This window comes from Rossellomorea sedimentorum, from assembly GCF_046237645.1.
GTDB classification, from domain to species: domain Bacteria; phylum Bacillota; class Bacilli; order Bacillales; family Bacillaceae_B; genus Rossellomorea; species Rossellomorea sedimentorum.
Map to the genome: position 1 here is coordinate 303,467 of NZ_CP143546.1, position 20,884 is coordinate 324,350.

The 20,884-nt window shown below is 45.4% G+C and carries 13 protein-coding genes, 1 rRNA gene and 2 riboswitches; of the genes, 13 read left to right on the forward strand and 1 reads right to left on the reverse strand.

All coding sequences use genetic code 11. The annotated features are described in order from the left end of the window. Positions 1 to 307: 307 nt before the first annotated feature. Entirely contained in the window at positions 308 to 1,045 is a 738-nt protein-coding gene (locus V1502_RS01665; protein ID WP_409252663.1) for a FixH family protein, read from the forward strand. Positions 1,046 to 1,299: 254 nt separating this feature from the next. On the opposite strand, the gene V1502_RS01670 is transcribed toward V1502_RS01665, so the two are convergent. Then, positions 1,300 to 1,683 carry a hypothetical protein gene (locus V1502_RS01670; protein WP_409252664.1) on the reverse strand — a complete coding sequence of 128 codons (384 nt, stop codon included), beginning with the start codon at positions 1,681 to 1,683 and terminating at the stop codon, positions 1,300 to 1,302. A 137-nt stretch (positions 1,684 to 1,820) separates the two neighbouring features. Between V1502_RS01670 and V1502_RS01675 the strand changes: the two genes are divergently transcribed. The 12 genes from V1502_RS01675 (at position 1,821) to V1502_RS01730 (ending at position 20,879) form a co-directional block, all read left to right on the forward strand. Continuing rightward, positions 1,821 to 2,072 carry a hypothetical protein gene (locus V1502_RS01675; RefSeq protein WP_409252665.1) on the forward strand — a complete coding sequence of 84 codons (252 nt, stop codon included), beginning with the start codon at positions 1,821 to 1,823 and terminating at the stop codon, positions 2,070 to 2,072. 208 nt (positions 2,073 to 2,280) lie between these two features. Next, positions 2,281 to 3,753: a nicotinate phosphoribosyltransferase gene (locus V1502_RS01680; protein WP_409252666.1), complete on the forward strand. Its 1,473-nt coding sequence runs from the start codon at positions 2,281 to 2,283 to the stop codon at positions 3,751 to 3,753. Positions 3,754 to 3,825: 72 nt separating this feature from the next. Continuing rightward, positions 3,826 to 4,656 carry an ammonia-dependent NAD(+) synthetase gene (gene nadE / locus V1502_RS01685; RefSeq protein ID WP_409252667.1) on the forward strand — a complete coding sequence of 277 codons (831 nt, stop codon included), beginning with the start codon at positions 3,826 to 3,828 and terminating at the stop codon, positions 4,654 to 4,656. A gap of 378 nt (positions 4,657 to 5,034) precedes the next feature. Then, positions 5,035 to 5,931 (forward strand): nuclease-related domain-containing protein, encoded by an 897-nt coding sequence (locus tag V1502_RS01690; protein ID WP_409254268.1) that lies wholly within the window; start codon positions 5,035 to 5,037, stop codon positions 5,929 to 5,931. A gap of 1,260 nt (positions 5,932 to 7,191) precedes the next feature. Beyond that, positions 7,192 to 8,148, forward strand: coding sequence for an AAA family ATPase (locus tag V1502_RS01695; RefSeq protein WP_409252668.1), 957 nt, complete (start codon positions 7,192 to 7,194; stop codon positions 8,146 to 8,148). Beyond that, positions 8,149 to 9,366, forward strand: a complete 1,218-nt coding sequence (locus V1502_RS01700) for a DUF58 domain-containing protein (protein ID WP_409252669.1) — start codon at positions 8,149 to 8,151, stop codon at positions 9,364 to 9,366. It abuts the gene before it with no gap. After that, positions 9,363 to 11,555, forward strand: coding sequence for a DUF4129 domain-containing transglutaminase family protein (locus tag V1502_RS01705; RefSeq protein ID WP_409252670.1), 2,193 nt, complete (start codon positions 9,363 to 9,365; stop codon positions 11,553 to 11,555). The genes V1502_RS01700 and V1502_RS01705 overlap by 4 nt, the downstream gene beginning before the upstream one ends. 41 nt (positions 11,556 to 11,596) lie before the next feature. Next, positions 11,597 to 11,698: riboswitch (purine riboswitch) on the forward strand. A gap of 140 nt (positions 11,699 to 11,838) precedes the next feature. Then, the gene (guaA, locus tag V1502_RS01710) at positions 11,839 to 13,392 is read left to right on the forward strand and encodes a glutamine-hydrolyzing GMP synthase (RefSeq protein WP_409252671.1); all 1,554 of its coding nucleotides are present in this window, start codon (positions 11,839 to 11,841) and stop codon (positions 13,390 to 13,392) included. Between the two features lie 97 nt (positions 13,393 to 13,489). Then, a riboswitch (purine riboswitch) is annotated at positions 13,490 to 13,591 on the forward strand. A 163-nt stretch (positions 13,592 to 13,754) separates the two neighbouring features. Next, the gene (locus V1502_RS01715; RefSeq protein ID WP_409252672.1) at positions 13,755 to 15,089 is read left to right on the forward strand and encodes an NCS2 family permease; all 1,335 of its coding nucleotides are present in this window, start codon (positions 13,755 to 13,757) and stop codon (positions 15,087 to 15,089) included. 590 nt (positions 15,090 to 15,679) lie between these two features. Continuing rightward, positions 15,680 to 16,522 carry a glucose PTS transporter transcription antiterminator GlcT gene (glcT, locus tag V1502_RS01720; protein WP_409252673.1) on the forward strand — a complete coding sequence of 281 codons (843 nt, stop codon included), beginning with the start codon at positions 15,680 to 15,682 and terminating at the stop codon, positions 16,520 to 16,522. Between the two features lie 178 nt (positions 16,523 to 16,700). Continuing rightward, on the forward strand, positions 16,701 to 18,764 hold the full coding sequence (ptsG, locus tag V1502_RS01725) for a glucose-specific PTS transporter subunit IIBC (RefSeq protein WP_409252674.1): 2,064 nt from the start codon (positions 16,701 to 16,703) through the stop codon (positions 18,762 to 18,764). 564 nt (positions 18,765 to 19,328) lie between these two features. Beyond that, a 16S ribosomal RNA gene (locus tag V1502_RS01730) occupies positions 19,329 to 20,879 on the forward strand. Positions 20,880 to 20,884 lie beyond the last annotated feature (5 nt).

A 20,884-nucleotide genomic window follows, 5' to 3' on the forward strand; every position in this document is an offset into this window, starting at 1 on the left:
ATTAGAGGTTTTTTTAGAGATTGTTTTTAGTTCTTTCCGGGTGCCAGAATGACCTGATCCCCCACTTCTGAACTTGCAGTTGGCCAACTGTTAGGTTCCCAGGTTAACGTTCATTGAAAGAGAGGCAGAAGGTGATGAATGTAATCGTTCTCGTTGAACTGATAGTGGTATGATGGTTGGTGAAGTGGAAGACCTCTGTTTTGCTTGGCACGCAATCAATAGTCAGACCAAACCACGAAAAGGAACATCGATACTTCTCAGGATCCCTTTCTTTGGAGAATTAATAAGTTTTGGAGGATGTACATAGATGAAATTCAATATGTTATGGATGATCATTACACTCAGCAGCGCCTTGTTACTGGCAAGCTGTGGAGCAAATAATGAACAAAATGCTTCAGGCTCAGGAGACACTTTAGAGCCTGTGAAAGTTGAGGTAACAACCCAACCAGGAAAAGATGAGCTTAAAGAAGGAGAAGAGTTCACAATCCAGGCGAAAGTTACCCAGGGCGATGAGAATGTAGATGACGCCAATGAAGTAGAATTTGAATTTTGGAAAAAAGATGAGGAACAGCATGAAAAGCTTGAAGGTCAATCCCAAGGGGAGGGGGTTTACTCGATAAGCATGAAAGTCGATGAGCCGGGAATTTACTATGTGATTTCCCATGTGACGGCGAGGGATATGCATACGATGCCCAAACTGGAACTGGCCATTGGGGATTCAGGGCATGCTCATGAGGAAGGCCACGATCATGGAGAGGAAGTCACGGGCCATATTATGATGGCGGATAATGTGAAAGCAGGAGAAGACAGTGAACTGACAGGCCATGCCATGAGTGGTGAGGAGCCGCTGACAGAAGCGGACGTTCGTTTTGAAATATGGAGAGATGGCGAAGAAAACCATGAGTACATTGATGCTGCGGAAATCAGTGACGGCGAGTATAAATCGACTTATATCTTTTCAGAAAAGGGTACTTATCATGTGAAGCTGCATATTGAAAAAGGCGAACTTCACACTCATACAGAAAAAACAATAATGGTAGAATAATGATAAATGAGGCTTCCTAAATGAATGGATGCCTCATTTTCTTGAGGGCTCTTTTCAAAAACTTTGCAACTATTTAAAATGAAGTTTAAGAGATATAACCATAATTAACAGAAACTACCCTGGTAAACAAGAAAGAAAAGAGCTAATCACCCTGTTCAGTTATACAAGCCCTTGTACGCGAGTGGAAAATCCGACTCTTTGGATTTTTCCGAGAGCAACAATCTATACGAAAACAGCGATTTATAATCAATAATTTATGGTACAAAGCCATCATCCTCGATCAGTATCTGCTTTCCGCCCAAAACCTCTATGGCCGCGCCGGCTGACTGCAGGATATCTCCGATAATGGCGCCTCTTTGTGCTTCTTTAAGAGTAATGCGGTCTAAACTTCCAAGCTGCCTGGTAACACCTACTGTTTCAATAATCTGCCCAATCGTCTGAATCCAGATGCCAACGGCGGTTTTCTTTTCCCCTTCTGACTCCTCTTTTAATAATAGAAGCTTCAAAACAAGGATGGCTTCTGCAACTTGTCCGATGGATTGAAGCCAAAGGGCCGCCGCTATTTGCTTCTCAATTTTTTCAATCTCTTCCTCTTTTCCAGGCTGCCCTTGCCGTTCGGTACCATTTCTTTTTCTCACTTTCATCATCTCCCTGCTCGATCCGCGGTAAGATAATTATGTATATTCATCCTGCCTGGGGAAGGTAACAACATACAGGGGTTTAAGATTTTACAGCTTGGGAAAATCTAAGAGAAAAGATAAAAAGGAGTGGGACTTTGGAATTTTCTCTTAGTTTTATCATTAATATAATCATTGCGGTTTATCTATTTGTCGATGCCAGAAAGCGCGGTAAGAATCCATGGCTGTGGGCAATTCTCGGCTTGATCTTCGGAGCCATTGTATTGGGGATCTATTTTATCCAGACGGGCAGAAAGGGGATCGGTTGGACGATCGTTATCTTATCAATCCTGTGGTTCATTCTTGCGATCATCCTTGGAATCGCCGGTGCCTTGTTTGGAGCCGTGTAAGTCTTGAAACGCCAGTGTAGTCAGCTGGCGTTTTTTATTGAAATGGATAACTTATAATTGGTAAAAGCATCTGCCTATTAGTTTCTTCGGAAGACTCCAATCCGGTGGAAATCGCATTTTATGGTTAAAATATAGAATATAGTCTATTTATATAGGATACGGTATTCCGAAAAACAAGGAGCCTTACTACTCAAAGGAGTGAACGACAATGTATAACTATCCTGATGACAGCCTGGCTTTACATACAGATTTGTATCAGATCAACATGGCGAAGACCTATTGGGAAGATGGGATTCATAATAAAAAAGCGGTATTCGAACTATTTTTCCGGAAACTGCCTTTTGGTAACGGCTATGCCGTGTTTGCCGGCCTGGAAAAGGTGATCCGTTTTATCGAAAACTTCCACTTCAGTGAAACGGATATAGAGTACCTGCGGGAGGAAGTCGGTTATGAGGAAGAATTTTTACACTACCTAAAGGATATGAGGTTCACAGGCAGCGTCCGTTCCATGAAAGAAGGGGAGCTTGCGTTCGGGAATGAACCGATGATAAGAGTTGAAGCACCACTCGCCCAGGCCCAGCTTCTGGAGACGGCTCTGCTGAATATCGTCAACTTCCAGACATTGATTGCAACGAAAGCGGCTCGCATCAGGGAAGTCGTGGGAAATGAAGTGGTGATGGAATTTGGGACAAGGAGAGCACAGGAAATGGATGCCGCCATCTGGGGGACGCGGGCGGCCTACATCGGAGGCTTTAATGCTACAAGCAACGTCCGGGCCGGAAAATTGTTCGGAATCCCTGTCGCAGGAACACACGCCCATTCCATGGTCCAAGCCTATCGGGACGACTATACTTCTTTTAAAAAATATGCTGAGACGCATAAGGACTGTGTCTTCCTGGTCGATACTTACGACACGCTGAAGTCCGGCGTGCCGGCAGCAATCAGAGTCGCGAAGGAAATGGGTGACAAAATTAATTTCAAGGGAATCCGCCTGGACAGCGGGGATATGGCCTACCTGTCGAAACGGGCAAGGGAGATGCTTGATGAAGCGGGCTTCCCTGAGGCTGGGATCGTCGCTTCGAATGATCTGGATGAATACACCATCCTGAATTTGAAAGCGCAGGGTGCCAAAATCGATACATGGGGAATCGGGACAAAGCTGATCACAGGCTACGACCAGCCTGCCCTCGGAGCGGTATACAAGCTCGTGTCCATTGAAAATGAGAACGGTGAAATGACGGATACGATCAAAATCTCCAGCAATGCCGAAAAAGTGTCTACACCGGGCCTGAAAAATGTCTACAGGATTATTAATAAAACGAGCGGCAAGTCAGAAGGGGATTATATTACCCTGGAAGAAGAAAACCCGCAGAAAGAAGACCGGATCAAGATGTTCCACCCCGTGCACACTTTCATCAGCAAGTTCGTCACCAATTTTGAAGCAAAAGATCTTCATACGGATATCTTCAAAGATGGAAATTTGATTTACGAAACGCCGTCGCTTCAGGAAATCCGCGAATATTTCCAAGAAAGCATTGAAGTGCTGTGGGATGAGTACAAACGCTTGATGAATCCGGAAGATTACCCGGTTGATCTCAGCGAAAAATGCTGGAACAACAAAATGCGTAATATCGAGGAAGTCAAACAGAAGGTGCAGGCGTATCAGGAAAGCAGCCGGTGAGGAATGTTTGTAGCTTCTGAAGCAAAGGTATTATAATAATAGAAAATCGCGATAGGAGAGTGAGATTACAAGATGGATTCTTTGCAAAAACAGATTGTCGAAGAAATGAAAGTGAAACCGGAAATTGATCCACAAGAAGAAATCAGAAGAAGCGTCGACCTAATGAAAGACTACTTAAAGAAAAACTCCTTTTTGAAAAGTCTTGTGCTGGGAATCTCCGGCGGACAGGACTCAACGCTTGTCGGGAAGCTTGCCCAGAAAGCGGTGGACGAGCTGAATGAAGAGACCGGAACGGATGAATATCAGTTTATCGCGGTCCGGCTTCCTTACGGCAAACAAAATGATGAGCAGGATGCCCTGGATGCAATTGAGTTTATTCAGCCGAGCAAATCCTACACGGTGAACATCAAAGGAGCGGTCGATGCCAGCGCCGCAGCCATGAAAGAAGCAGGCGTCGAACTTTCTGATTTCACGAAAGGAAACGAAAAAGCGCGCGAACGCATGAAGGTCCAATACAGCATGGCCGCCATGAATAAAGGTGTAGTACTAGGAACGGACCATTCCGCCGAAGCGGTAACAGGCTTCTACACCAAGCATGGTGACGGTGCAGCCGATCTTGTACCGATTTTCCGTCTGAACAAGCGCCAGGGTAAATTGCTTCTGAAAGAACTCGGTGCCCCTGAACATTTGTACACCAAAGTACCGACAGCAGACCTGGAAGATGACCGCCCATTGCTGCCGGACGAAGATGCACTTGGAGTCACTTACGAAGAAATCGATGACTTCCTTGAAGGCCGGGAAGTGTCTAAGGATGCCGCGGAAACCATCGAAGGCCATTATTTGAAAACGAGACACAAAAGAGAACTGCCAATTACCGTATTCGACGCTTGGTGGAGAGAATAACTTTTTACAGACCAGCGGGGAGCTTTCGGGCTCCTTGGTGGTTTTTTACTCTTTTCTAACAATTTGTTGCTATCAATATTAATTTCAAGAGATAATTTACAGCCATTTTCTTGGTCAGCAAGAAAGAAAAAAACTATTGACCCTTTTCAAGATAGAAGCCCTTGTACCCAAAGGGGAAATTTTCAATAGCAACAATCTATATGAAAACAGCTTTGTCTCTAATTGTGGTGCTCGTCGAGTTTATCCCTTGGGTCTGATTGCTTTTTTTCTACGGAACATTTGCCTGTTGGGCACCGTTTACGTTCATTTTAAGTAGACTCCTTGGAAGGTTTTGTATAAAATTTACATATAACTTAAAAGGAGTGATGCTGATTGATCATGAAAGAGCGCGATGTGCCCCGGGAGCTGCAGATACTAAGGGCACTGAGACCGAGGATGAATTTTAATGAAAGTGAAGAAAGTTACTACCAACACAAAGAAAAAGGATACGAAGGAGAAGTGATGTTCGATAAGTGGGCAGAACCGCTTCAGGAAATGATTTTTCTAAACGACTCAAACTTCAATGTGAACAACAACCACTTCCAAACCGACTCTCTTGGTATCTCCTCAGGAACCCTTCATATTTTCGAAGTCAAAAACTTCGAAGGCGACTACACTATCAAAGAAGACAAATGGTACTCCCCAAAAGGCAACCCAATCAAAAACCCCCTTCTTCAGCTCGAAAAAACCGAAACCCTCATCAACCAGCTTGTTAAGAGTATGGGCTGGCGGATTACCGTGGAACCCCACTTAGTATTTGTTAATCCCGAATTCCACCTCTATGATGTTTATTCCGAGTTACCTATCGTTTATCCAGCCCAACTTGGCCGTTTTAGGGAAAAAATGCTTCAGCGTTGTGGTTCTAAGCCGACGCGCTCGGAGATCCAATTTGCTGAGAAATTATTAACTCATTTAATTGACGAAATGCCTTATAGCAGCTTGCCGGAGTATACGTATGGCGGGCTGCGGAAGGGGATTGTTTGTCCTGGGTGTGGGGTGGTTTATACCTCTGTACAAACAACTTTGATATGTGGATTATGTGGTGGAAGGGAAAAGTGCACGGAAGCGGTTCTAAGAAGTGTCAGAGAGTTTAAGTTATTATTCCCTCAACTAAAAGTAACCTCCAACCTGATTTATGATTGGTGCGGTGTTATCAGAGATATTAAGACGATACGTAGGATATTAAAAAATAATTATAAGCCAGTTGGTCATGGGAAATCTTCCTTTTATATTTGATTCTATCTTGTTTGCTAAAAAAACAATTGAACCCTAATTTAAAAAAGTATTTTTCGCTATAGAATCAAAAAAACGAGGATCTGTGTTGATTTCTAAGTCATCGAGAATCGGAGTCGCCAAAGGGTGTCAATGGGGGTGTTGATTTCTAAGTCATCGAGAATCGGAGTCGCCAAAGGGTGTCAATGGGGGTGCTGATTCCGAAGTCAGCGAGAACCGGAGTCGTCAAAAGGTCTCAATGGGGGTGCTGATTCCGAAGTCAGCGAGAATCGGAGTCGTCAAAGGGTGTCAATGGGGTTGTTGATTCCGAAGTCAGCGAGACTCGGAGTCGTCAAAAGGTCTCAATGGGGGTGTTGATTCCGAAGCCAGAGAGAATCGGAGTCGTCAAAAGGTCTCAATGGGGGTGTTGATTCCGAAGTCAGCGAGACTCGGAGTCGCCAAAGGGTGTCAATGGGGGTGCTGATTCCGAAGTCAGCGAGAACCGGAGTCGTCAAAAGGTCTCAATGGGGGTGTGGAATCCAAAGTCAGCGAGAAACGGAGTCGTCAAAAGGCCTCAAAGGGGGTGTTGATTCCGAAGTCAGCGAGAATCGGAGTCGTCAAAAGGCCTCAATGGGGGTGTTGATTCCAAAGTCAGCGGAAATCGGAGTCGTCAAAGGGTGTCAATGGGGGTGTGGAATCCAAAGTCAGCGAGAATCGGAGTCGCCAAAAGGTCTCAATAGGGGTGTTGATTCCGAAGCCAGCGAGAATCGGAGTCGCCAAAAGGCCTCAATAGGGTTGTTGATTCCAAAGTCAGCGAGGATCGGAGTCGTCAAAAGGCCTCAAAGGGGGTGTTGATTCCGAAGTCAGCGAGAATCGGAGTCGTCAAAAGGTCTGAATGGGGGTGTTGATTCCAAAGTCAGCGAGGATCCGAGTCGCCAAAAGGCCTCAATAGGGTTGTTGATTCCAAGTCAGCGAGGATCGGCGTCGTCAAAGAGCTAACACCCCAACCCAACCCCCAATTTTCAAAATCTGGTTTTTTGTTATATACTTGTAACAGAAAATTCAGATTGTTGAGACCAACATAATACATCCATAAATCAAAGTCATAGATTATGAGAGCAGCCGCCGCGGGGGAAACATTTCACCCAGAAACAAGGAAAATAGCACAAATAGACAAATCACCTAATAATTCTATATGTTCTAAAGGGTTTTTCCGTTTTCCAGAAAATGTAATATGTAATTAGACAGGTAGATGTCAGTCGCAGAGTCTCAGGAGGGAAAAGAATGACGACAAATGTAATGAATCCAAAGTTGCAGCACGTAATTGAGAATATTGAGAAGGTCATGATCGGGAAGAGGACGGTTGCCGAATTGAGTTTGGTGGCACTGCTGGCAAACGGCCACGTGCTTCTTGAGGATGTGCCGGGGGTCGGAAAGACGATGATGGTCCGGGCCCTCGCGAAATCTGTGGGCGCTTCGTTCAAGCGGATCCAGTTCACGCCTGACCTGCTTCCTTCAGATGTTATCGGCGTTTCGATATTTAATCCGAAAGACAGTGAGTTTCACTTCAGGCCAGGACCAATCATGGGGAATATCATCCTTGCCGATGAAATCAACCGTACCTCTCCAAAGACGCAGTCAGCGCTTCTTGAGGGAATGGAAGAGCACAGTGTGACCATCGACGGGGTGACGCGCAAGCTGGATAAGCCGTTTTTTGTTATGGCGACTCAGAATCCGATTGAGTATGAAGGGACGTATCCACTTCCTGAAGCGCAGCTCGACCGTTTCCTCCTCAAAATGAAAATGGGCTATCCGGAAATGGAAGAAGAAATGGAAATTCTAAACCGTGCGCAAAAGAATCCGCCGATTGAAGATTTAGATGCGGTCATCACCCTCGAAGAACTGAGAATGATCCAGGAGGATGTCAAGGATGTCATAGTGGATGAAACGCTGAAAAAATATATTGTGGATATCGCTCATAGAACGCGACTTCACTCCCAGGTCTATCTTGGGGCAAGTCCGCGTGGATCCATTGCGTTGATGAGAGCATGCCAGGCGTACGCTTACCTTAACAGCAGGGATTATGTGATCCCGGATGATGTTCAGTATCTCGCTCCATTTGTATTCTCACACCGGATTATCCTGAAATCAGAAGCGAAATATGATGGGATAACGGCCGAAGAAGTGGTGGAACGCGTAATTTCAAGGATACCCGTACCTGTTCAAAGGCTTGTGAGATAAATGAAAAAGAAATTACAACTAGTAAGAGTGTTGGGGAAGCTGCTCCTGCTTATCGTTTTGTGGGCGGTCACACTTGTTTATGCATTGTTTCAAGGAGGATTCGTCAGCTGGTTTCTGTTTTACAGCTTCGTTCCGTTTGCTTTGTTCTCGTTGCTCGTATCGATCTATCCGCTTTCGGACTTCGAAGTGGAACGTTCCTTTAAATCAACGGATTTCAAAGCAGGGGATTCCATGGAAGTGTCCCTCATCATCAAAAGAAAGCTTCCTTTTCCGCTGTTTTACGTAATTGCAGATGACATTGTGTCTCCTTCAATCTTTTACAGATCTTCTTTTCAGAAAGTGAAGTCAATGATATACCCTGGCTTCAGAAGGGAGATTCACCTGAAATATGTCATTGAAGAGCTGCCAAGGGGAGAGCATCATTTCAGTGCTGTCCGATTAAAAACAGGGGACTTTTTCGGCATATTTGAAAAAGAAGTGACGGTTCCGTGTGTAAACACGCTTCTCGTTTATCCGGCTTTTGTCGATGTGGTCTACAGACCGCTTGAAAGCCGTTATGACCAGGGGATGGCTTCCTCTAATGTGAAGATTCAAAAGGATACGACGATGGCAACCGGAGTCAAGGAGTATCAGCCGGGGGATCGCTTTTCGTGGATCCACTGGAAGTCATTTGCGCGGACGAATGAGCTGATGACAAAGGAATTTGAGGAGAGGCAGTCACATGATGTGCTGGTGGTCCTGGATCGTGAACCCTCTCAGGCTTTTGAACCCATGGTCACTTTTACAGCTTCAATCTTAAAAGCTGTTATGAAAAGAGGCGCCCAGGCAGGCCTGCTGTCAATCGGGGAAGACCATGTCTCCTTCCCAATCAGAGGAGGAGAAGAGCACCAGCGCCAGCTTTACCATCATTTGGCGAAAGTGAAGGCAGACAGTAAGTTCGACTTATCGAAAATCCTTCATGGAGAGGGAATCAACTATCAGCAATCGGCTACCGTCATGTTTGTCACTGGTTCGCTTTCCAAAAAACTGATTGCGACGGTTAGATCCTATGCCAAACGCAACTCCTCCGTAGTCATTTTTTTAATAAAGGAAAAAGGGACACAGCTTTCCTCTGAAGAAAAAGCCTTAAAAGCGATGGCGGCCGGCAGGGGGATCTGGCTGAAGGTGAGTTATGAAGGCGAATTTGGCTCTGCGTTTTCGGAGGTGAAGAACGCATGAATGATCGAGCAAATAACCGGACTCTCCAGCGTGGTCTTCTTTACGTACTGGCCTTCATCCTATTATGGGAGTGGCTGAGGCCGCTGGATGAGATCACCGATACGGGAAATCTCGGATACTTTGTGATGTTTGCCTTTCTGTCGGTTACTTTGTATTACCTGAATCTCAATGGAATTTTATCTTTTGCCATTAAATCGGTTTATATCGTGTATTCGCTGTACCACTTGTATGCGGATGTGACACTTCTGAACCCTGTGGCTGCTATGTTAACCGACCTCTGGGACAACATCGGGCTGACCATTGGACGGGAATGGTCGCTGCTATCCGATATGTACCGCAGTCTGTTGTTTTTTATCTTGCTATGGTTGATGACCTACTTGATTCACTACTGGATATCGGTGAGGAAAACGATGCTGATGTTTTACATCATGACGGTCGTGTATATCAGCCTGCTTGATACGTTTACTACGTTTGATGCAAAGGGAGCCATCATCCGGGTCATCATTCTCGGCTTTTTGCTATTGGGGATGCTGGCGCTGCTCCGTTTGAAAAATCAAGAAAGTCTGGCGGCGTCGAAACGTGCTACCGGACGATGGATGGTTCCGCTGGTGATCATGATAGGATCCAGTTCCGTCCTGGCTTTTGCGGCACCGAAAATAGATCCTGTCTGGCCTGACCCGGTTCCCCATCTTAAGGCACTTGCGGGTCAAAATGAAACAGGAGGCGGCGGGTCGAAGCTCGGCTACGGCCAGGATGACAGCAGGCTTGGAGGCCCGTTCATCGGGGATCCGAAAACGGTTTTCACTGCAGATGTCGTCAGGGAGCACTACTGGAGAATAGAAAGTAAAGATACTTACACCGGTAAAGGGTGGAAGAGAAGCGACCCTGAAGAAAGCCTGCCTTTCAATCCGGGAGAGGAAGTTCCTCTTAAGATTACCGAACCTGATCCGGAAAGGGATCCTGACACAGAAACCTTGAAGGTAAAAGAACAATACTCACACATTGTGTATCCTTATGGAATTAACTCAGTGCAGGGAAATGAAGAGGGATATTTCTCTATGAGCACTGATACGGCAAAAATTACGTCCCTTCAAGGGGAGGAAGAGGTCAAGCTAGAGGAATACACTGTGGAGTACACAAATCCGGTTTACTCTTTAAAAGGGCTGGAATCGGCCTCGGCGGATTCTTTTGCTGAAAGCTCGCAACTGTTTCTTGAGAGGTATACCCAGCTTCCTGACACATTGCCTGATCGGGTAAGGGAACTGGCAGAAACGATCACAGCTGATCAGGAGAACTGGTACCAAAAAACAAAAGCAATTGAGGAATACTTCGAAAAAGAAAACTTCGTCTATGAACAGTTCGAGGTTCCGATACCTGAGGAAGGCCAGGACTATGTTGATCAGTTCCTTTTCGAAACACAGATGGGCTACTGTGATAACTATTCCACAGCGATGGTAGTACTTGTCCGTTCACTGGGCATCCCGGCAAGATGGGCGAAGGGGTATACAGAAGGAGAATATCAGAGAACCATCGATACCCAATACAAGACCTATAAAGTGACCAATAACAATGCCCACTCATGGGTTGAAGTATTTTTCCCGGGAGAAGGGTGGGTTCCGTTTGAGCCGACAGTGGGGTTTACAGGCAGTTCGATTGTGAATTATGACTATGAACTGCCGGAGACAGAAGAGACTGCAGTTCCGCCAATCGAGCAGGAAACACCGGAAAAAGATCTGACGCCGGAAGAAGAATCTGCAAGCGGCAACTCTTTCAACTTCTCCATCAAAGCATTATGGGATGATGCGGTAACCTTTGTGGAAGATAACTGGGGAAAAATCATCATGGCTGTGATTGCGCTCGCTATTATTGCATATGCGGCATTCCTGGCAAGAAGACGCTGGCTGCCTTACGTCCTCATACCGTATTATAAGTTCAAAAAGGATAAGGATACCTTTCCGCAAGCCTATGTTGCTTTATTAAGGCAGTTGGGACGTTATGGGCTGAAAATGGATGACGGACAGACGCTCCGTTCCTATTCCAGATATGTGGATTCGTTTTTTGGTACAAGGGAGATGACGTCCCTTACGGAAAGATATGAAAGAGGCCTATACGGTCAAAAGCTTACGGAACATGACTGGAAGCAGCTTCAGGAATTGTGGGAAAATTTAATTAAAAGAACAACAGGTTGACCGATGCGCTGTCTCAGTATAAAATGATGTCGAAATGTATATAAATATGGTTTGCATACCTTCATATATCCTCGATAATATGGTTCGAAAGTCTCTACCGGATCACCGTAAATGATCTGACTATGAAGGCAGTATTCATTTTGATGTGATATGAGCGTGAGGGATCAAAACCAGAATTCTGCCTTTGTACAAAGGCTGGATTCTGGTTTTTTTTACTTTTCGGGCAAACTGTATAGAGTAATAGATTTAAACGAAGACGAAATAACTTGATGAGGTGAACAGGATGACGGGTAAAGCGGAATTGCATAATCAGGAAATGATTGTTGTATTGGATTTCGGCAGTCAGTATAATCAGTTGATCACAAGAAGAATTCGCGAATTTGGTGTCTACAGTGAGCTTCATCCTCACACAATTACCGTTGAGGAAATCAAAGAGATGAATCCGAGCGGGATCATCTTCTCCGGGGGGCCGAATAGTGTTTATGGTGAAAATGCTTTCCGTTGTGATGAAAGAATTTTTGATTTGAATATTCCTATTCTGGGCATCTGTTACGGAATGCAGTTGATGACCATGCACTTTGGCGGGAAAGTGGAAAGAGCGAAACACAGAGAGTACGGAAAAGCAAAAATCAATATTGAACATTCGTCTAAACTATTTGGCAGCCTGCCTGAAGAACAGGTGGTATGGATGAGCCATGGCGACCTGGTTGTCGAAGCTCCTGAAGGTTTTACAGTGGATGCCATCAATCCTTCTTGTCCGATTGCCTCCATGAGTGATGAGGAAAGAGGCTTGTATGCTGTTCAATTCCATCCGGAAGTTCGCCATTCTCAATATGGCAATGACATGCTGAAGAACTTCGTGTTTGATGTATGCGGCTGTAATGACGAGTGGTCCATGGAAAACTTCATTGAAATCGAGATGGAAAAAATCCGTAAAACGGTTGGCGATAAAAAGGTTTTATGTGCCCTGAGCGGCGGGGTGGATTCTTCCGTAGTGGCTGTCCTGATCCACAAAGCGATCGGCGATCAGCTTACATGTATCTTTGTGGACCACGGCTTACTTAGAAAAGATGAAGCTGAAAGCGTCATGAAGACTTTCTCTGAAGGCTTCAATATGAACGTCATCAAGGTCGATGCCAAGGACCGCTTCCTGAACAAGCTGAAAGGTGTTTCCGATCCTGAGGAAAAGCGCAAAATCATTGGTAACGAATTCATTTATGTTTTCGACGATGAAGCAGCAAAGCTTGAAGGAATCGAGTACCTGGCGCAGGGAACTCTTTACACGGATATCATCGAGAGCGGTACGGCGACAGCGCAGACGATCAAGTCACACCACAATGTCGGCGGTCTTCCTGAGGACATGCAGTTCCAGTTGATTGAACCATTGAATACCCTGTTCAAGGATGAAGTGCGTGCTCTTGGTTCTGAACTTGGCATCCCTGATGCCATTGTTTGGCGCCAGCCTTTCCCAGGTCCCGGCCTTGGAATTCGTGTGCTTGGAGAAATTTCTGAAGAAAAGCTGGAAATCGTGAGAGAGTCTGACCATATTCTTCGTGAAGAAATCAAAAAGGCCGGACTTGACCGTGATATCTGGCAGTACTTTACGGTTCTTCCTGATATCCGCAGTGTCGGGGTGATGGGGGATGCCCGTACGTATGATTACACAATCGGCATCAGAGCGGTAACGTCCATTGACGGCATGACATCCGATTGGGCAAGAATTCCTTGGGATGTGTTGGAAGTGATCTCGACGCGCATCGTCAATGAAGTCGATCATATTAACCGCGTGGTGTATGATATCACGAGCAAGCCGCCGGCAACAATTGAATGGGAATAAGCAGTTTTTACGAACGTTGATAAAAATATATATAAAAATGTTCGTGTTTTGTATTGACTAGCAGGGTTCGCCTTGTTACAATTACAAGGTGAACTTAATAATTAACTAAACATTACGTCGTATAATTTTGGGGATAGGGCCCAGCAGTTTCTACCGAGCTACCGTAAATGGCTTGACTACGAGGTGATGGTTGGATAAAGACTAGTCTATAAAAATTCTTGCTATCATTTTTTCTATTAAACTAGTTTTTTCTTTCCTTTACCAGTATGTCACGCCCTGAACGACGGTTGTTCAGGGCGTTTTTTTGTCCGGGTGGAACACCTCAACGCTAAAGCGGCGCATGATTTAGAGGAGGTAAGGAAATGAAAAAGTTTTTTCAGTTTGATGCACTTGGCACAACCTACAGCCGTGAATTTATCGGCGGCTTAACAACGTTTTTATCCATGGCGTATATATTGGTTGTCAACCCGATTACCCTTTCTTTGCAGTCTATCCCGGATCTTCCGGACAGCATGAGAATGGACTATGGCGCAGTATTTGTGGCAACGGCATTAGCTGCAGCGATTGGTTCTCTCATCATGGGATTGTTAGCGAAATATCCAATTGCACTGGCACCGGGGATGGGCCTGAACGCATTCTTCGCGTACACAGTCATCTTAACAATGGGAATTACGTGGCAGGCTGCTTTAACGGGCGTGCTAATCTCAGGTCTTATCTTTATTGTCCTCACACTGACGGGGGTGCGTGAAAAAATTATCAACTCGATTCCGGCAGAACTGAAATATGCAGTCGGAGCAGGTATTGGTCTTTTCATTACATTTGTAGGGTTTCAAAATGCAGGCATCATCACTAACAATGATGCTACGTTAGTAGGTCTGGGTGATCTAACGAACGGGAACACACTTCTGGCAGTGTTCGGGATTTTCGTAACAGTCATCCTGATGACAAGAGGAATCAAAGGTGGAATTTTCTTCGGTATGGTCGTTACAGCCATTGCCGGTATGATTTTCGGTCTGATCGATGCTCCTGAAAAGATAGTAGGAGCCATTCCAAGCCTTGAGCCGACTTTCGGGGCTGCACTGGATCCGATATTCAATGATGTGTCAAGCGTCTTTACGATTCAAATGCTTGTCGTGGTACTGACATTCTTGTTTGTTGACTTCTTTGATACGGCGGGTACATTGGTGGCAGTAGCCAACCAGGCCAACCTGATGAAAGACAACAAACTTCCAAGAGCAGGCAAGGCGCTTTTCGCTGACTCTTGTGCAACGGTTGTGGGAGCGGTACTCGGAACATCCACAACAACTTCTTACATTGAATCTTCTGCAGGGGTGGCTGCAGGTGCGAGATCAGGATTCGCTTCAGTCGTAACAGCCTTGTTCTTCTTATTGTCACTCTTCTTCTTCCCGCTGCTGGAAGTGATTACAGCTCCGGTAACGGCACCAGCCTTAATCATTGTCGGTGTCCTGATGGTTTCGGCGATTGGTAGAATTGATTGGAACCGTTTTGAAGTCGCAGTGCCGGCATTCCTGACAATCATCGCCATGCCGCTGACATACAGCATCGCAACGGGTATTGCAGTCGGATTCATCTTTTATCCAATCACGATGATCATGAAGGGACGCACTAAAGAAATTCACCCGATCATGTACCTTCTGTTTGTCATCTTTGTTCTGTACTTTATATTCTTAATTTAACTTTAAAAACAGCTTCTCTATTGAGGAGCTGTTTTTTTATTGGTTTATAGGAGAGGGAGGGGTTCGGGAAAGGGCTTAGAGGTTGGGGGCAGAATGTCGCGTTGCGCTGGGAGGTTGTGGATTGGTGTAAATGAGAGGATCGAGGTCGTCAAAGGTAGGTAATGGGGTTGTGGAATTGAGAAATGCCGATGATCAGAGTAGTCAAAGGTAGGCAATGGGGTTGTGGAATGTTGTAAGTGAAAGGATCGAGGTCGTCAAAAGTAGGCAATGAGGTTATGGAATTGAGAAAAGCCCGGAATCGGAGTAGTTAAAGGCGGGTTAAGGGGTTGTGGAATTGAGAAATGCCGATGATCAGAGTAGTCAAAGGTGGATTATTAGGCCAAAGTATGGCGGGAAACCGAGGATCAGGGTCGTCAAGACATACTATGAAGTTAAGCAAACATCAAATCTGGTAAATCTTCTAATCATAGACCGTAAGCCAAAACTCCAAGCGGCCCAGTCTCACCGTAGAAACATTTTAGATTGAAAAAAGAATGCGCTTTCGTTAGAATCAGAAGATAATCTATTGCAAAAAAAGAGGGAATTCATTCATGGTCGATTTAGAAGTAGCAAAAGCATTGAACAACAATGTCCTGATTGCCAGGCACGTAAGTTATGGAGAAGTAGTGCTCATCGGGAAGGGAATCGGGTTTAATGCGAAGAAAGGTGACCGTATTGCAAATGATACGGCAGAGAAGATGTTTGTCCTGAAAGGGGAAAAAGAGCAGGAGCAATACAAGATGCTGCTGCCATACCTGGAAGAGGACATGCTTGAAACAATTATCTCCGCTATCGAACTGATCCGGAACCGAACCAATTCCTTTTTGAATGAACATATTCACGTGGCCCTCACCGATCATATTTTATTTGCAATCAACCGTCTGATGAAGGGGATGGCGATTCGTAATCCATTTCTTATGGAAACAAAGGCGTTGTATCCTTTTGAATATGAAGTGGCCAAAGATGTAGTGGCTCTATTGAATGAAGAGACAAATGTGGAGCTGCCTGAAGGAGAAATTGGCTTCATCGCCTTGCATATCCATAGTGCTATGATGAATAAGGATCTCTCGCAGGTTAATCAGCATTCACGGTTAATCGGGATTTTAACCTCAACGATTGAAGAAACACTTCAGGTGGATATTGATAAGGAAAGTGTTCACTACATGAGGCTTGTCAGGCATCTTCGTTATACAATCGAACGTGTGCTCAGACAGGAACGGGTTCAAGAACCGGAAAAGATCGCTTTACTATTGAAAGAAGAATATCCGCTGTGCTATAATCTCTCTTGGAAACTCATCAAAATAATGCAGCAAACACTGAGGAAACCAGTGGACGATGCGGAAGCAGTCTATCTGACCATGCATCTGCAGCGCATACAGAATAAAGTTAAATAATGAACTTATCTCTTAACGTGTTACTGATACGATCAGGCATGAGTAAAGAAGATAATTGATTTATGTATTTTGGGGAAGTCTACCCTTATACACAATCAGTGTCTCCTTTTACTCATGCCTTTTTTGTGTTTGCAGCTATTATTTTGTCCATAAAAAAGAAAACTGGGAGGTTATTACTTTGTTTAAAAAAGCATTTGGTGTTTTACAAAAAGTAGGTAAAGCGTTGATGCTGCCGGTTGCGATTCTTCCTGCGGCAGGGATTCTGCTTGCGCTGGGAGCGGCGCTTGTCAATCCAACATTGTTGGAAATCGCACCATTCCTTGCGAATGATGGGGTGGCAACGGTAGCAAATGTAATGAAACAAGCCGGCGGTATCATCTTCAGTAACCTGGCGTTACTATTTGCTGTCGGGGTAGCGATAGGTTTGGCAGGAGGAGAAGGTGTTGCTGGCCTGGCCGCTATCGTTGGGTATTTGATCATGAACGCTACGATGGGAGCCGCGCTTGGGCTTACGCCTGAAGATTTAGGCGATAACATGGCGTATGCAAGTGTGTTGGGAATCCCTACTCTCCAAACAGGCGTGTTTGGCGGTATCATAATGGGTATTCTCGCGGCTTACATGTATAATCGTTTCTTTAATATTGAACTTGCTCCTTATTTAGGATTTTTCGCAGGAAAGCGTTTCGTTCCGATTGCAACTGCTGCTTCGGCAGTAGTGGTCGGCCTATTGATGCTATTAGTATGGCCGCCGATTCAAACAGGACTGAACAATTTCTCCAACTTTATGCTTGGTGAAAACAGAACAGTGGCTGCTTTCATCTTTGGTGTTGTGGAACGTGCTTTAATTCCGTTTGGTCTTCACCATATATTCTATTCGCCATTCTGGTTTGAATTCGGTTCTTACACTACTGCAGCAGGTGAAGTGGTCCGTGGTGACCAAACAATCTTCATGAAACAGATCCAAGACAACGTCCAAGAATTAACAGCCGGAACATTCATGACGGGTAAATATCCATTCATGATGTTCGGACTTCCGGCAGCTGCATTGGCGATTTACCATGAAGCACGCCCTGAAAGAAAGAAAATTGTTGCAGGAATCATGGGATCTGCTGCTCTAACTTCATTCTTAACAGGTATCACAGAGCCTATCGAGTTCTCGTTCCTGTTCGTGGCACCGATCCTGTTCGGTATCCATACAATTTTCGCAGGTCTTTCCTTTATGACCATGCACTTGCTTGATGTAAAAATCGGTATGACATTCTCCGGTGGATTAATTGACTACATCTTATTTGGTGTCATTAACCCGCAAACAAACTGGTGGTTAGTAATTCCGGTAGGGTTGGTATTCTCGGTTATTTACTACTTTGGTTTCAGATTTGCCATCCGCAAATTCAACTTGGCAACACCTGGCCGTGAAGAAGTAGAAGATGATGAAGAAGAAGGAACTGCTTCTACAGGTTCTGACCTTGCTCATGATGTCCTTGAGGCAATGGGCGGAAAAGAAAATATTGCCCACCTTGATGCGTGTATCACTCGTCTGCGCGTATCAGTCAATGATGAAAAACAAGTGGATAAAAAGAAATTGAAGAAACTTGGAGCTTCAGGAGTGCTTGAAGTAGGGAACAGCATCCAAGCCATCTTCGGACCAAAATCAGATACATTGAAATCTCAAATGAAAGATATCATGATGGGTAAAACTCCTCGCAGAGCGGAAACCAATGCAGGCGAAGAAGTAGAACAGCAGATTGAAGAGGTCAATCCTGATGTATTGCAAAATGAAGAATTTGCAAATGAAAAATTTGTTTCTCCTATTACAGGGGAAATAAAAGACTTATCAGAAGTCCCGGATCAGGTCTTCTCTCAAAAAATGATGGGAGACGGATTTGCCATCCTGCCGTCAGAAGGCATCATCGTGTCTCCGGTAGAAGGTAAAGTCGTAAATGTCTTCCCGACAAAGCATGCCATCGGCCTTGAGTCCAAAGGTGGAAAAGAAGTGCTGATCCATGTGGGAATCGATACAGTGAAACTTCAAGGGGAAGGTTTTGAATCCCTAATAAATGAAGGAGATCAAGTAGAGGCAGGCCAGCCGCTGCTGAAAGTGGATTTGGATTATATTAAAAACAATGCGCCTTCTACTATTACACCTATCATCTTTACGAACCTTAAAGAGGGTCAAACTGTAACGATTGAAAAAGAAGGCACCGTTAAAGCTAAAGACGAAAATATTATTTCTATTGATTAATGAATCAAGGACCGGAAACCTACTGCAGGTTCCGGTCTTTTTTATGAACGGCTCTTTTCTAAAACTTTGTTGCTATTTAATATGAAGTTCTAGAGACATAGCCATAATTTACAGCCGGAATCACCCTTTTCAGTTAGATAAGGCATTGTACTCGAGGGAAAAATCCGGCCCATTGGGCTTTCCGAAAGCAACAATCTATACGCATACAGCCTTAGAAATAAAAAGTTATAAAGTGTGTTGACTCATTTAGTATCTCTTGTTATACTGTAAAAACCGTCGCTGAAACACAGCAACTCAAATTCAACCTTTTAAAAAAGTTATTATAACTTGTTGACAGAGCCTGATGGTGATGGTAAGATATAAAAGTTGCTTCAAACGGAGCGACAAAAAATGAATTTCGCAGAAGTTGACACCAACGAAACAAGGTGTTATGATAGACTTCTGAGTTATTGAACCTTGAAAACTGAACAAAACAAGACAAAAAACGTCAACGTTAATTCTAATAAGAGCACAGCTCTTATATAGTTGCTAACACTATAATTAGCAAATGAGCAAGTCAAACTTCTTTCGGAGAGTTTGATCCTGGCTCAGGACGAACGCTGGCGGCGTGCCTAATACATGCAAGTCGAGCGGACTGATGGGAGCTTGCTCCCTGAAGTCAGCGGCGGACGGGTGAGTAACACGTGGGTAACCTGCCTGTAAGACTGGGATAACTCCGGGAAACCGGGGCTAATACCGGATAGTTCTTTTCCCCGCATGAGGAAAAGTGGAAAGGTGGCTTTTGCTACCACTTACAGATGGACCCGCGGCGCATTAGCTAGTTGGTGAGGTAACGGCTCACCAAGGCGACGATGCGTAGCCGACCTGAGAGGGTGATCGGCCACACTGGGACTGAGACACGGCCCAGACTCCTACGGGAGGCAGCAGTAGGGAATCTTCCGCAATGGACGAAAGTCTGACGGAGCAACGCCGCGTGAGTGATGAAGGTTTTCGGATCGTAAAGCTCTGTTGTTAGGGAAGAACAAGTGCCGTTCGAATAGGGCGGCACCTTGACGGTACCTAACCAGAAAGCCACGGCTAACTACGTGCCAGCAGCCGCGGTAATACGTAGGTGGCAAGCGTTGTCCGGAATTATTGGGCGTAAAGCGCGCGCAGGCGGTCTCTTAAGTCTGATGTGAAAGCCCACGGCTCAACCGTGGAGGGTCATTGGAAACTGGGGGACTTGAGTACAGAAGAGGAAAGTGGAATTCCACGTGTAGCGGTGAAATGCGTAGATATGTGGAGGAACACCAGTGGCGAAGGCGACTTTCTGGTCTGTAACTGACGCTGAGGCGCGAAAGCGTGGGGAGCAAACAGGATTAGATACCCTGGTAGTCCACGCCGTAAACGATGAGTGCTAAGTGTTAGAGGGTTTCCGCCCTTTAGTGCTGCAGCTAACGCATTAAGCACTCCGCCTGGGGAGTACGGTCGCAAGACTGAAACTCAAAGGAATTGACGGGGGCCCGCACAAGCGGTGGAGCATGTGGTTTAATTCGAAGCAACGCGAAGAACCTTACCAGGTCTTGACATCCTCTGACAACCCTAGAGATAGGGCTTTCCCCTTCGGGGGACAGAGTGACAGGTGGTGCATGGTTGTCGTCAGCTCGTGTCGTGAGATGTTGGGTTAAGTCCCGCAACGAGCGCAACCCTTGATCTTAGTTGCCAGCATTCAGTTGGGCACTCTAAGATGACTGCCGGTGACAAACCGGAGGAAGGTGGGGATGACGTCAAATCATCATGCCCCTTATGACCTGGGCTACACACGTGCTACAATGGACGGTACAAAGGGCAGCAAGACCGCGAGGTTTAGCAAATCCCATAAAACCGTTCTCAGTTCGGATTGCAGGCTGCAACTCGCCTGCATGAAGCTGGAATCGCTAGTAATCGCGGATCAGCATGCCGCGGTGAATACGTTCCCGGGCCTTGTACACACCGCCCGTCACACCACGAGAGTTTGTAACACCCGAAGTCGGTGAGGTAACCTTTTGGAGCCAGCCGCCTAAGGTGGGACAGATGATTGGGGTGAAGTCGTAACAAGGTAGCCGTATCGGAAGGTGCGGCTGGATCACCTCCTTTCTAAG